This is a genomic window from Paenibacillus sp. sgz302115 (genome assembly GCF_056120445.1).
Window position 1 is genome coordinate 158,522 of the sequence record NZ_JBVYOK010000003.1, and the last position, 13,925, is coordinate 172,446.

General features: G+C 44.0%; 12 protein-coding genes and 1 pseudogene. 12 read left to right on the forward strand and 1 reads right to left on the reverse strand.

The genetic code is table 11. The features are described from left to right. Nucleotides 1-102 precede the first annotated feature (102 nt). From AC0LWN_RS08970 to AC0LWN_RS09020, 11 genes and pseudogenes are all read left to right on the forward strand, one after another. Entirely contained in the window at nucleotides 103-1,065 is a 963-nt protein-coding gene (locus tag AC0LWN_RS08970) for an ROK family glucokinase (RefSeq protein ID WP_474664392.1), read from the forward strand. Between the two features lie 272 nt (nucleotides 1,066-1,337). Beyond that, entirely contained in the window at nucleotides 1,338-2,129 is a 792-nt protein-coding gene (locus tag AC0LWN_RS08975; RefSeq protein ID WP_474664394.1) for a sugar phosphate isomerase/epimerase family protein, read from the forward strand. 17 nt (nucleotides 2,130-2,146) lie between these two features. After that, nucleotides 2,147-3,238: a Gfo/Idh/MocA family protein gene (locus AC0LWN_RS08980; RefSeq protein ID WP_474664396.1), complete on the forward strand. Its 1,092-nt coding sequence runs from the start codon at nucleotides 2,147-2,149 to the stop codon at nucleotides 3,236-3,238. Nucleotides 3,239-3,459: 221 nt separating this feature from the next. Beyond that, nucleotides 3,460-4,194 (forward strand): adenosylmethionine decarboxylase, encoded by a 735-nt coding sequence (speD, locus tag AC0LWN_RS08985; RefSeq protein ID WP_474664398.1) that lies wholly within the window; start codon nucleotides 3,460-3,462, stop codon nucleotides 4,192-4,194. Between the two features lie 83 nt (nucleotides 4,195-4,277). Beyond that, nucleotides 4,278-4,376 (forward strand): annotated as a pseudogene (locus tag AC0LWN_RS08990) (RNA polymerase subunit sigma-70); the annotation flags it as partial. A 354-nt stretch (nucleotides 4,377-4,730) separates the two neighbouring features. Then, complete coding sequence (locus AC0LWN_RS08995; protein WP_474664400.1) at nucleotides 4,731-6,941, forward strand: MMPL family transporter; 2,211 nt, start codon at nucleotides 4,731-4,733, stop codon at nucleotides 6,939-6,941. Between the two features lie 311 nt (nucleotides 6,942-7,252). After that, a complete protein-coding gene (locus tag AC0LWN_RS09000) occupies nucleotides 7,253-8,140 on the forward strand; it encodes a diacylglycerol/lipid kinase family protein (RefSeq protein ID WP_474664402.1) in 888 nt (295 codons plus the stop codon). Nucleotides 8,141-8,253: 113 nt separating this feature from the next. Then, entirely contained in the window at nucleotides 8,254-9,447 is a 1,194-nt protein-coding gene (locus tag AC0LWN_RS09005) for a sensor histidine kinase (RefSeq protein WP_474664404.1), read from the forward strand. Further along, nucleotides 9,444-10,097: a response regulator gene (locus AC0LWN_RS09010; protein ID WP_474664406.1), complete on the forward strand. Its 654-nt coding sequence runs from the start codon at nucleotides 9,444-9,446 to the stop codon at nucleotides 10,095-10,097. The genes AC0LWN_RS09005 and AC0LWN_RS09010 overlap by 4 nt, the downstream gene beginning before the upstream one ends. Nucleotides 10,098-10,245: 148 nt before the next feature. Then, the gene (locus AC0LWN_RS09015; protein WP_474664408.1) at nucleotides 10,246-10,920 is read left to right on the forward strand and encodes a YczE/YyaS/YitT family protein; all 675 of its coding nucleotides are present in this window, start codon (nucleotides 10,246-10,248) and stop codon (nucleotides 10,918-10,920) included. A 68-nt stretch (nucleotides 10,921-10,988) separates the two neighbouring features. Further along, nucleotides 10,989-12,059, forward strand: coding sequence for an SGNH/GDSL hydrolase family protein (locus AC0LWN_RS09020; protein ID WP_474664410.1), 1,071 nt, complete (start codon nucleotides 10,989-10,991; stop codon nucleotides 12,057-12,059). 31 nt (nucleotides 12,060-12,090) lie between these two features. Here the strand turns inward: AC0LWN_RS09020 and AC0LWN_RS09025 are convergent, their stop codons facing one another. Continuing rightward, the gene (locus AC0LWN_RS09025; RefSeq protein ID WP_474664412.1) at nucleotides 12,091-12,489 is read right to left on the reverse strand and encodes a MerR family transcriptional regulator; all 399 of its coding nucleotides are present in this window, start codon (nucleotides 12,487-12,489) and stop codon (nucleotides 12,091-12,093) included. Nucleotides 12,490-12,691: 202 nt separating this feature from the next. Between AC0LWN_RS09025 and AC0LWN_RS09030 the strand changes: the two genes are divergently transcribed. Further along, nucleotides 12,692-13,741 (forward strand): NAD(P)-dependent alcohol dehydrogenase, encoded by a 1,050-nt coding sequence (locus tag AC0LWN_RS09030; protein WP_474664414.1) that lies wholly within the window; start codon nucleotides 12,692-12,694, stop codon nucleotides 13,739-13,741. Nucleotides 13,742-13,925 lie beyond the last annotated feature (184 nt).

The window sequence follows — 13,925 nt, forward strand, 5'->3', positions numbered from 1 at the left end:
GTACATTTTATTGTAGTTCAACATCAAATTTTTAGAGGATAGAAGTCTAGTAAGGGCTTTTATCCTCTCTTTATGTAGAATCCGTGTAGAGGTGAGTTGAGGATGAAGAAATTAATAGGGATAGATTTAGGAGGAACAACTGTAAAATTTGCTGTATTGAGCGAGGAGGGGGAGATTGAACAAAAATGGAGTATTGAAACGAATATCCAGAACGAAGGGAAATATATTGTACCTAATATTATCGAATCTATAAATTATCGGCTGCGTTTATATGATCTTAGTTCAAAGGATGTTATAGGAATTGGTATGGGTTCGCCGGGAACTGTAGACCGCGAAAAAGGCAATGTTATAGGGGCATATAATTTAAATTGGAGCACCTTGCAGCCTGTAAAGAAGCAAATTGAAACTGGAACTCGGATTGATTTTTTCATAGATAATGATGCCAATGTAGCAGCACTAGGAGAAGGATGGAAAGGTGCTGGTGAGGGTGGATCAGATGTAGTATTTATTACACTCGGAACAGGTGTCGGTGGAGGTATTATTACGAATGGAATTTTAGTTCATGGAGCTGTTGGTGCAGGCGGTGAGATCGGGCATATTATCGTACAACCGAGTGGATACCATTGCACTTGTGGTAATCAAGGTTGCCTGGAGACCGTTGCCAGTGCAACAGGAATAGTACGCATAGCCAGAGATCTATCTGAAGGGTTTGAAGAAGAGTCGGAATTAAAATTCTTAATTGATGACGGGCAAGAAGTTACAGCTAAGACGGTATTTGACCTAGCGAAACAAGGAGATAAATTAGCTGAAAAAGTTCTAGGCAAATTATATTATTATTTGGGATTAGCATGCGGTAATATTGCGAATATTCTAAATCCTGAATTTATTATTTTGGGGGGCGGAGTTTCGGCTGCTGGAGAAACGTTATTGAAGGGTGTAGATGAAGTTTTTAATAAGTTTGCATTTCCTCAGGTGCGGACAAGCACTAAACTCAAGTTGGCGGAATTAGGAAACGACGCAGGAATCATTGGTGCTGCCTCGTTAGTAAAAACACAGAAGCAATAAACTTTATAATAAGAGGTTAAAAATTGTGTATGTATTTTTAACCTCTTATTTTTTGTATATAGATCGAATTAAACAGAATGAATATTAACAATAATCAGGTTAACAGGAAGAAGGAAGCAATCAGTTAAACATAATAAAATTATATTGTAAACGTTATATAGAGTGCAAGGCTACTTACAACATCCTACATGCAAAGGAGATTTCTTATTAATCATATTCATTGTTGTTCTATAGAAGTTAACGACTAATTTTTTTTAGAAAGGGAGATTGAAATGAAATTAGGCATTATCGCATCGCCAAGCGAACAAAGCTTCGCCATGGCCCAAAGCAGAGGACTCATTTTTTTGGAATTTTGCATTAATGAAGGGGATGACGTTGAAGCGTTCTATGAAAACCTTAACCGCTATCAACAATGGATGGAGCAGTACCAGATTGCAGTCGGTTCCATTGGCCGCTGGAAGTCGCTGCGCATTGATGAGCAAGGGGGAATTATCAGAGAAGAAGTGGAACGCATGTACCGGCTGATTGATGCAGCTAGTGAGCTTGGTTGTCCGAGTGTCGTAGCTGGCTGCAACTATGTGGAGGGACTGTCGCTGTATGATAACTGTTCTGCTGCTATTGCGTTTTTCCAGCTTTTACTGGATTATGCCCGGCCTAAAGGTATTAAAATTTCAACCTATAACTGCAGGAAAGTCAACTTCGTGAATACTCCGGAAGTATGGGCAATCATCCACGGTCATTTACCGGAACTGGGCATTAAATATGATCCTTCCCATGCCCGATTCTTTGGAGGAGATTACATGCAGGAGACACTCGATTGGGGTCATCGCTTTGCCCACGTGCACTTAAAAGGGTCGCTGCTGGTTAACGGTGTAAAGGTAGATGAGCCGCCGGCCGGTATGGACCAGACCGATTGGCCTTCCTTTATCGCCATCCTGCGGACACGCGGGTATAAGGGCGGACTTAGTATTGAACCGCGCCAATCTGCACTTCCTGAAGAGCTGGCCGGGAAAGGTATTGATTATTCGGCAGCATATTTCAAGAAATTATTGCTCCAACATTAATGAAAGAGGTGACAGCTATGACAAAACTCAGATATGGTCTTATCGGTGCCGGCGGGAATGCGGAGAAAAAACATATTCACGGTTATTTGAATCTACCCGGTGTTGAGGTTGCGGCTATTTGCGATGTAGTGCTGCACAAGGCAGCTTCAATGGCTGAAAAATACGGGGTAGCCGGCGTATATACCGATTACAAAGAGATGATTCGTCAAGAACAGCTGGATATCGTTAGCATCGTTACGCCGAACTTTCTCCATGCCGAAATTGCTGAATATGCACTCTCCCAAGGTGTCAATGTTCATTGCGAGAAGCCTTTATGCATGAGCGTAAACGAAGCCCGGAATATTCTGGCTGCGGAACGGGCTTCAGGCAAGAAGGTTATGATCGGTTTAAACAACCGATTCACGAATGAGACGGTTTTCCTGAAACGATGGGTTGATGACGGTAAGCTAGGGGATATCTACAGCGCGAAAGCTGGTTGGATCAGACGAAGCGGGATACCGGGAAGGGGTACGTGGTTTACTAACAAGAATCAGGCAGGCGGGGGAGTAATGATTGACCTTGGTACCCACTATCTTGATTTGGCTTTATACCTTATGGGAAAGCCGGAGCCTTCGTATATCTCAGGGACGATTCATCAAAATTTCGTGCATACGACCGCGCGCAACCGTAATGGCTATAAAGGAATTGAAGGCGGTTTATTTAATGTGGAAGATACGGCTAACGGCTTTCTCAGTCTTAATAACGGGTCGACCGTTGCCTTCGATTTCAGCTGGGCCTCCAATATTGAGCAAGACCGTTTCTATGTGGAACTGCTCGGAACGAAAGGCGGGGCAAGTCTTACGAACGGACAATTGAAGCTGTTCGGCGAATATTCGGATATTTGCCTGGATATTGTTCCGAAACTTAATTTAAATGCAAATCTGCAACTGATAAATGAATTCCAGCATTTCTATGACTGTATTGTACAGGAGAAGAAAAAACTGATCGCTCCGGCTGAAGACGGCCTTTATTTTGCTGGAATTATGGATGCATTTTACGAAAGCGCAAACACCAATAAACCGGTTGCTTTTGACTCGGCCCGGATTCAGGAAATTTTGCTTCACAATTAAGCTTTGAGAGGGTGAGAACCAGGCCTTGATTTTTTGCGAAATTTCGATTTTGAACCGACCGCCCGCAATTTCATTACAGCAGAATATTCACTTGATATACATGCTGAAAGGGGAACTGGCCGTTACTCTAATGACAGGTGACTTCATTCTTCGGGAAAATGATTTTATGGTTCTCGATCCTAGGATGGTGCCGAAGCTGCAAACAGCAGGTAATATTTGGGGTGGAAATTAATGAAGCATTGGCGTTTCAAAAAGTGCTTCATTCACATGGAATGATCATTCGTCAGGTTTTTCCTACGTTTAATCAATATGAGGGTGCTTCTCTATTAGGAAACACAGGTCAGATGATAATATTGGAAAGTACTGACTTAACCAGAGCTATTATCCCGGAAGATGAAACAAGCTCCCGTCTAATATATACAAGAGAGAAACGAAAGCCAAACAGTGTGTACAGTTGTAAAATATGCAAAAAGGTTTTCTTTATTGGCAGGGATAAGAACTTTAAAACTATAGAAGAATTAAAAAGCGAAGGTTGCCCATATTGTGGGAATCATAGATTTGAAATACAGCAAAAAGACCAGGAAGCCCAATATACAATTTCAAGGCCATTAGGCAGACACATTCTGGCTGATTTCTATGGGTGCCAGCCTTCAAAGCTTAATGATACAGATCAAATTCGATCCTATATGCATAACGCGGCGATCAAAGCAAATGCTGAAATCGTTCAGGAAAGCTTTCATAACTTTGAACCATGGGGTGTTAGCGGAGTGGTGGTGATTCAGGAGTCCCACCTAACGATCCATACTTGGCCTGAATATGGTTATGCTGCAGTCGATTTATTCACTTGCGGAGACAATGCAGATCCCTGGGCCGCTTTTGATTACTTGAAGGTTAGTCTTGAAAGCATTAATGCAGATTACAGTGAAATATCTAGAGGACATCCCTGTGGAAAGTGACGACACTCATTTGGAGCTTCGTGATCAAGCGAGGCAAGGGATATAAGGTGCGGAGTTTAAGGACGATCTGGTGGAAGACAGATGACAAAGAGGGAAATGAAATCACCTTTATAGATATCCTTGGTTCGGAAACAGACGATGTTATCAAGGAAGTCAATCTCAAGATCGCGAAGAGCAAAATCCAACCTTAAAAAGCGACTTGTTCGCGGATGAGTTGCTTTTTGCTTCAAAACGGAGAACAGACCATGATGCTGGCTCAGGTATGGACTAATGGCAAGGGAACTATAATATTAATTAAATGTCCCGTAGATAAGTTTATTCAAAAAGAGTGAAGATATAGAAGCATGCGAGGAATTCCTTCGCATGCTTTATTAATTTTGAAGTCTGGCTCCACATAGTGGGGCTTTTTCTTTTTGCTAAAGGGCTGCCCAAAAGGGCAGAGCGTGTCTGCCCTTTTGGACGATGGCAGAAGAACTCCCAATCTATAAGATTAAGGCACAGAGACAAACATTTAGCAAAGAGGAGACGATACTGAAATGGCAAAAATATTATACAGACTGGGGTTTTGGTCGGCGAAGAACCGGCTTAAAGTCCTTCTGGGAAGCATCACACTTTTGGTAGCAGCAGCTATTGTGGCGCTGTCGATGGGAATCCATTTTGGTGAGGAGACCTCCATTCCCGGGCTTGCCTCGCAAAAAACACTGGAGGTTATGGAAAGGGAATTTCCAAACCCGCAGAGTGGACTCGGTAAAACCCAGCTGGTGCTGAAGGCTCCGGACAATGAAAAGTTATCCTCTGAGGCCGCAAAGCAGCTCATTGCCGCCAAACTCAAGGAAGTGGCAGCAGATCCGGAGATTGCCTCAGTCGTTAGCCCGTATGATAACCATTCGTTGAATGCGGACAGCACCATCGGCTATGCCGCAATCACTTATAAAGTGCCGGGTGATGAAGTAACAGAGGCATCGAAGGGTTCACTTGATCAGATTGCGGAAAACCTGCGGGATGCCGGCTGGCAGGCTGAGCTGATCGGAGACGGCTATGTGAAAATGGCAACCAGCAGTCCGACGGAAGGGCTCGGGGTACTGCTGGCCCTGGTAATCCTTGCAATAGCTCTAGGTTCTATCATTACGGGCATTTTGCCGATTCTTACAGCGGGTTTAGGCCTTGGCTTCGGTATTATGCTGATTATTATAGGAACCAGTTTCTTAGACATTCCTTCTTTTGCCTTATCACTGGCGGGAATGCTTGGATTGGCAGTAGGTATTGACTATGCACTGTTTATTATCGCCAGATACCGTCAGCAGCTTGCAGAAGGTTATGAACGGCGTGAAGCAATTGCCATCGCGAACGGAACGGCGGGGAGTGCGGTTGTGTTTGCCGGAGTAACGGTCATTATCGCTCTGGTCGGATTTTCCTTCGTTGGAGTGCCGTTCCTTACAGCTATGGGTATGGCTGGTGCAGTTACTGTATTAACCGCAATACTTATGACGATATTCGTCGTACCTGCGATTTTGGACCTGCTGGGGGGCAAGGTTAAAGCGCCTGCCAAGCGGGCAGGAAGCAAGCAGAAGCCGGCGGGCCGCGGTAATCTGTGGGGAAGATTTGTTACCGGTCAGCCTTTAGTAGCTGTCGTGCTGGGTGTAGCGTTGCTGGCAACCATTGCTCTGCCGTTCTTCCACATGGAGACGGGTCTTGGAAGTGACGGCCATAAATCGCCGGATAAAACCGAACGCCGGGCCTATGATCTCCTGTCCGAAGCATATGGCGAAGGGTATCATGGACCGTTAGTGATTTTGGCTGAAACGGATGGCGGGAAAGAGGCTGCGGCCAATCTCAATAAAGTGATTGAGGAAGTAAAAACTTATCCCAACGTTGCGATGGTAAACCCGGCAGTCACCGCGCCTTCCGGAAAAGTATCGCTGATTACAGTTATGCCAACAACAGGCCCTAATGATTCAGCAACCATAGACCTTGTCCATCTGATTCGTGATAAGGCACCGGAAATAGAGCAGCAGGATCATATCAAGATTGGTGTAACCGGCAGCACGGCTGTCAATATAGATATCACGCAGAAATTGAATCAGGCCTTGCCTAAATTCTGCCTAATCATTGTCGGTCTGGCCTTTGTACTGCTTATGCTGGTGTTCCGTTCGATTTTGGTTCCTATTAAGGCAGTACTCGGATTTATTCTGTCGCTCGGCGCAACCTTGGGTTTTGTCACCTATGTTGTTCAGGACGGCCATTTCCAGAATATATTCGGGTTCTATGCCAAGGCGCCGGTGTTTAATTTCCTGCCGATCATTGTAGTCGGTGTTCTGTTCGGCCTGGCGATGGATTACGAAGTATTCCTGGTCAGCCGGATGCGCGAGGAATTTAAGAAGAGCGGAGATGCCAAAAAATCCGTTCTTGCCGGTATCCGTCACAGCGGCGGAGTCGTAACAGCAGCAGGACTCATTATGGTTGCCGTCTTTACCGGATTTATTCTGGCAGAGGAGCCTATGGTTAAGGTCATGGGGCTGGCGCTCGCCTTCGGTGTTCTCTTTGATGCTTTTATCGTCCGGATGCTCATCGTTCCCGGGGTAATGACCTTGCTTGGGAAGTCGGCCTGGTATTTTCCAAAATGGCTGGACCGCCTGCTTCCGAATCTCGATGTGGAAGGTGAGGGAGTGATGGAGGAAGTAGAGAAGAAACAGCGGGACTTTGCGAAGGAATCTAACATCAGATTTTTGGCTAAGCCATTAGAATAGATTGGTTCGAGAAGCGGCAGGCATTGATTAGAACAACATTCAATGCCCGCCGCATTTTCATCCATGGATTGTTGAAAAACTGGAGGGGGTACAGACGAAGAACGGGCGAGAGTGAGAAACTCTTGTCCTTTTTTATATACTGAGAATCTCCGGACGTACTGCCCAAAAGGGCAGACTCAAGCTCCCTTTCGGACGATGTTGCCCGATCTCCACTATTGTAAGATGAGAATGTAGCAAAGAAATAGATGGTATTCAACGAGAGAACTTTAAATATAAGATGAAGGGAACTTCGATATTATATGAGACTAAAAATGATTATAAATCCAGTTTCGGGACATATTAAGGCGCGTAACATCATTGCTGACGTAATTGACCGTTTGAAAAGAAAACATGCATTAAATGATAAAGATATTTTTTTTACCTCTATGAATAGTAAACCAATTGAAAGATCTTTTTTCGAGCAATGCGATGTAATTGTAGTGGCTGGCGGTGACGGAACACTTCATTATGCTGTCAATTCTATAAAACAACTTGGTATAGATAAACCAGTCGCATATCTTCCAACAGGAACTGTAAATGATTTTGGGAATTGTTTGAGTCTGCCATGCACGGCGGAAAAATTTTGTGAAATGCTGGAAGGAGCGAGAATAAAAAAGATTGATCTTGGTTTAGCCGGAGATGAATATTTTCATTATGTGGTTGCCGGAGGTACAATAAATTCAATTAGCTATACTACCAATCAATATTTGAAAAACATGTTTGGAGAAAAGGCCTACTATTTATCTGCTGTACCTAAGCTAGCCAAAATATTTCAAGGCACACACATAAAGATAGAGAGTGATGAACTGCATAAAGAGCAAGAAGCACTATTATACCTGGTTACTAATTCGTCTGTAGTAGGCGGACATGAGGGAATGGTCCCGGGTGCAAGAATGGATGACGGGCATCTCCACGTACTAGTTATAAAGAAAAGCTCGCTATTTAACACCATACAGCTATTATTTGATATTAAAAATGGCACACACATTGGACGTTCAGATGTTCTATATTTTAAAACCAAACGATTAAGCATTACGCAATTTGATCTAAATGCAGCCCATATTGGAATTGATGGCGAGAAGCGCAGCAGTTCAATTGAAAATATAGAGATTGTCCCACAAGGTCTCGCAATAATCGTACCTTCGAAAGAGATTGCGTAGGATAATACACGATCTTAATAGCGCTACCGATCATATTTGAAGATAATAAAGGAGAGCCCGATGAAAAGTAGAGAAGAGAGAAGCTAAGCTTGGTCCAGATGAGGGGGAGGAAATTGAACGAAAAAAACGGAATGCAGAGTATTAGCGATTTATTCGCTTCAAGGCTGCCGACTTTAATTTGGGTATCAATTGTATATGCTGGAACCATGATATTGCAATTTCTTAAGGAACCCTTGATTTTAGAGAGTGCTGTATTTACAAGTTTATTTACAATTCACGTATTATTACATTGGAACTCCTACAGAGTCACAAACAAAAAATTCTGGATTTACTTCTCAGTTCAAGCAGCTTTAATCTATTTGTGTGCCATTTTAATGCGAGACGGGTATCAGGCGGTTTTAATCGGGCTGCTGCCTGTACTGATAGCTCAGAGCCTTAGCTATTCATTCCGTGTGAAGAGAGTAGTGTTCGTTTCACTGATCAGTATTATTGTTTTTTTTGATTCTGCTCTGACTGTGGGAGATAGGGATGAACTGATCGTGTTTCTTCCTATTTTTGTTCTGATGCTTATTATTGTGCTGGCTTATGCAATATTATTCTTCAAGCAGGTTCAAGAGCGGCTCAGAGTTCAGAGCTTTCTGGAGGATTTGAGAGAAGCCCATGAGAAGGTAGAGGAATTAACCCTTGCGAATGAACGCCAGCGTATGGCGCGGGATTTGCATGATACACTGGCACAGGGTGTGGCCGGACTCATTATGCGGCTTGAGGCTGCAGATGCTCATATGTCACAAAATCATCCGGAGCGGGCACAAGAAATTATTAGGCAGTCCATGCAGCAGGCACGCCGGACATTGGCTGAAGCCCGGAGAGCGATTGATAATTTGCGGTCAAAATCAGCTCCAGAGTTAGATTTCAAAGAGGCAATTGCCGATGAAATTGAACATTTTAGAGAGGCTACGGGTATCGTCGTATCCACGGATTACCGTTTGAATAAACGATTGTCCAGACTGCAGATGGAACACAGCTTGCATATTGTTAAAGAATGTCTGACTAATATTGCCCGCCATGCAAAGGCTGGTAAAGTATGGGTATTTGTTTTTGCGCAAAACGACAGGCTAATCATTGAAATTAGGGATAATGGTATCGGATTTAAAACAGATGATATTGGCAAGGATGCCGGACACTATGGGTTACTGGGCATTAATGAGCGGGTAAGACTAATAGGAGGAGAAATTTACGTGAACAGTAACCCGGAAGGAACTAGTGTTAAGCTGGAAATACCATTCATTGAAGGAGAACACAAATGAATTTATATAAGATTCTGATTGTAGATGATCATTTTGTTGTCCGGGAAGGATTGAAGCTGATTCTGGAGACCAGCGAGCAGTTTCAAGTCGTTGGTGAAGCCGAGAACGGTTCACAGGCTCTGCCAATGATTAAGGAACTGCAACCGGATGTAATTCTGATGGACTTGAATATGCCAGTTATGGGCGGACTGGAAACCATGCAAGAGTTAAGGAACCAAGAATGCTCAATTCCGGTGATCATTCTCACGACCTATAACGAAGACGAATTAATGATCAGCGGTCTGGCCATGGGAGCGAAAGGTTATTTATTAAAAGATACTAGCCGTGAGAATCTTTTCAGAAATATTGAGTCGGCAGTACGTGGAGAAACCTTGCTTTCAGCAGATATTATGGAACGCGTAATTGCAGCCAAGGCGCAGGAGAAAGGTTCAATCTCTTCTCAAAATGAAGCTACTACGTTGACCGGCAAGGAAATCAGCATTCTGCAAGCTGTTGCCAGGGGGTTCAAAAGCAAAGTGATTGCCATTGATATGGGAATCTCCGAGCGTACAGTAAAAGCACATTTAACGACTATTTACAATAAACTTGGAGTGGATTCACGTTCTCAAGCGGTAGCTGTTGCACTTGAGCGGGGGATTTTGGAAAAGTAACATTGAAGGCGGAATATTATCTAAAAAGTTGAACAGACCTAGCCGAATTATGGCTAGGTCTGTTCTGTTTTTCCAATGCTCAGAAGAGGCAGTTGTGATATAATGACGTCGTTGTTTGTGAAATGCAGAACTATAATATGAAAATAGGATGGAACATATGAAGGGGTATATTAAAAAAGTAGATACAAAACGATTGATCATTATGATTTTCGGCAATGTATTTTTGGGCATGGGAATCAGTATTTTTAAGCTGTCCGGCATGGGGAATGATCCCTTCAGCGGCATGGTGATGGCACTTGCAGATTCCAGCGGTATCACCTATGCAAATTTTCTGATCTTACTGAACCTGGTATTGTTTGTAATCGAATTCATAACGGGACGAAAGTATATCGGAGCCGGGACTTTCGTAAATGCAATTCTTCTGGGCTACATAGCTACTTTTTTTCATAGTACCTGGCTAAATCTGCTCGGTGAACCTCAGCTGTTATGGCAGCGGGTGGCCATTGTGGCGATTGGCGTGGTGGTATGCAGCTTTGGGGTATCCCTGTATCAGACATCGGATGTGGGAATAGCCCCCTATGACAGCCTGTCCCTGATTATGAGAAATTATTTTCCAAAAATCTCTTATTTTTGGCACCGCATGTTTACAGATGCCCTTTGTGCTTTAATTTGCTTCCTATTCGGTGGCATTATAGGTTTGGGAACACTGGTGTCCGCATTAGGTCTGGGACCCATCATTCATTTTTTTGATGTGAATTTTACGAAGAAGCTTCTGGCAAAAGAGGGTCCAAAAGCGAATAACGATTCAATTACGATGACTTAATATACGATCTGGCTTTGGGAGTACATTGCAATTACTGCATGAAAAAGAAAAGGAAGGTAGGTTGAAAGATGCCAGCAACAACTCAAGTGTTCAGAGCAACAGAAAACAATGTCAAGATCATCGGACGGACCCACTACTATAAGGATGTGCTGTGGCTGGCGCTCTCAGGCGGCGGGGTGGAATTTTCATTCTATGGTAAGAAAGCGGAGATTACATTAATAGGTGATGCTATTGCCTCAACCGGCAATAATCTCGCCCGGATTGGCATCAACGTAAACGGAAGACGGGTGATTGACGATCAGTTGAATAAGCCGCTTACAACGTACACAGTATTTGAAAGCGATACTGAGCAGAATGTAACGGTAACGGTTATTAAGCTATCAGAGGCGGCGATGTCAACAGCGGGGATTCAGGAGATCACCGTTGATGCTGCAGACGGAATAAAGCCGGCCCCGGACAACGTACATACGATCGAATTCATCGGCGATTCCATTACTTGCGGCTATGGCGTTGATGATGAGCATGAGCTGCATTCTTTTTCCACAGCTACGGAAGATGTCACGAAAACCTATGCATACCTGACCGCCCAGCAGCTACAGGCTGATTACAGCATGGTTTCGTATAGCGGATACGGTATTATTACAGGCTACACGGAAAACGATCAAAAGCTTACCACGCATCTTATCCCGGATTACTATGAAAAAGTGGGCAAGTCTGAGGGGAAATTTGACGATACCCTGCTGCCTCAAGAATTACGGTGGGATTTCAATAAGCTTGTGCCTGATCTGATTGTCATTAACCTCGGGACGAATGATGATTCTTACACTAAGGATGATATAGACAAGCAGACAGAATATGCTGAAGAGTATGTTCGATTTCTTAAAATGGTCAGACGCAATAATCCCCATACCCCAATTCTTTGTACGCTGGGTATTATGGGAGGCAGGTTATATCCGTTTATCGAAAAAGCAGTTAATGAATTCAAACAAGAAACAGGCGACAGCAATATTACGGCAATGAAGTTTGACGAGCAGCTTGCAGCAGACGGCTACGCCGCTGATTTCCACCCGTCTCAAGCTACTCACAGCAAAGCGGCGAATAAACTGACTGCTCAAATCAAAAAGCTTATGAAGTGGTGACAAGAGAGGGCACGCGGGTAATGAAATCACCTTATCTTTTGTTGCTTTTATGAACATCTTCCGTGCCACAATCCAAGGCAGTCTTGTAATATGAGCATTTATGTTCAATGACTGCCATTGTTTTTTTTAATTCCTCCATCTGTGCTTCTACACAAGCTTTCCGCTCCAGGAACATGTCATATCTTTGCTGCAAGGTAGAATCCCCCTCAGAGCACCACTCAATGAAATGTTTAATTTCCTTAATCGGCATCCCGGATGCTTTCAGACATTCAATTATTTTTAGGGCTTCAATATCCGATTCTTTAAATATGCGTCTCCCGCTGGAGGTCCTTTCTATAAAAGGTATAAGTCCCTCCTTGTCATAGTAACGCAAGGTATGTGGTGTCAGGTTAAAGTGTTCTGCAACTTCGTTAATGGAGTATGTCTTCATGATGTATCTCCTATCTCCAATTTCATTGACTTCGAGTTAACTCTAACAGGGATTTTATCACGGTATCTGCTGATTGTCATGTTTCAGTTATAAGCAAAATAAAATTATCACTTGACTTAGAGTTAACTTTAAGTAATAACATATGGTTTGTATGCAGGCGTTACATCTTTTAAATCAAATAAGAAGAGAGGTTTTGACAGATATGATGAAAGTTAATGCACGTGCTACATTCAGTCCTGAGGGTCCGTTCAAGCTGACCGCGATAGAGCGCCGGAATCTCCAGCCGCACGATGTTCTCATTGAGATTAAATACGCAGGGATTTGCCACTCAGACATCCATACAGCCCGCGGGGAGTGGGGACCGGTGAAATATCCTCTCGTTCCGGGACACGAGATCGCCGGCATTGTCAGCCAGATTGGTTCCGAGGTTACAAAGTTTGCCGTCGGCGACCGGGTAGGGGTAGGCTGCATGGTTGACTCCTGTGGAGAGTGCAGCAGCTGCCGTAAAGGAGAGGAGCAGTATTGCCTTAATGGGAATACGGGCACCTATGGAGCAATTGACCGGCATGGACATTATACGCAGGGAGGTTATTCCACCCACATCGTCGTAACGGAAGGCTTTGTAGTTAGAATTCCTGACAGTATTCCGCTTGATGCTGCTGCGCCTCTTTTATGTGCAGGGATCACAACCTATTCACCGCTGCGCCATTGGGGAGCCGCTCCCGGCAAGAAGGTAGCTGTCGTTGGACTTGGCGGGCTTGGACATATGGCAGTGAAGCTCGCTCATGCTATGGGAGCAGAGGTTACTGTTCTATCACAGACGCTCAAGAAGAAAGAAGACGGCTTGAAATTAGGAGCTGACCATTATTATGCCACAAGCGATCCGGAAACGTTCAAATTACTTGCCGGTTCGTTCGACCTTATCGTGAATACAGTAAGCGCGAAGATTGATATGAGTGCCCATCTATCGCTCCTGGCGCTGGACGGCACACTGGTCAATGTCGGTGCTCCGGCGGACCCGCTGGCAGTTAACGTGTTCTCGCTGATCGGCCAGCGCCGGTCGTTTGCCGGATCAATGATCGGTGGAATTCAAGAAACGCAGGAAATGCTTGACTTCTGCGCGGAACACAATATTGCCTCTGAGATCGAAGTTATTTCCGCTAACCAGATTGATGAAGCTTGGGAGCGTGTATTAGCTTCAGATGTCCGGTACCGGTTTGTAATTGACATCAGCACGATGGAGCAAGAGTAAGGGGCAGCCATTTTTTTGACATTACCTCGGTACAGAAAGCAACTTGTCTACGGATGAGTTGCTTTTTGTTGTTTGTATATTTCTTTGAAACACGATGTTGGCAAACTCTTAAAAATGCCCTGTAAAACCTATAAATCATCCCTTTGACTTCAGAATTAACAGGGGTATATTTTCTTTTGGATAG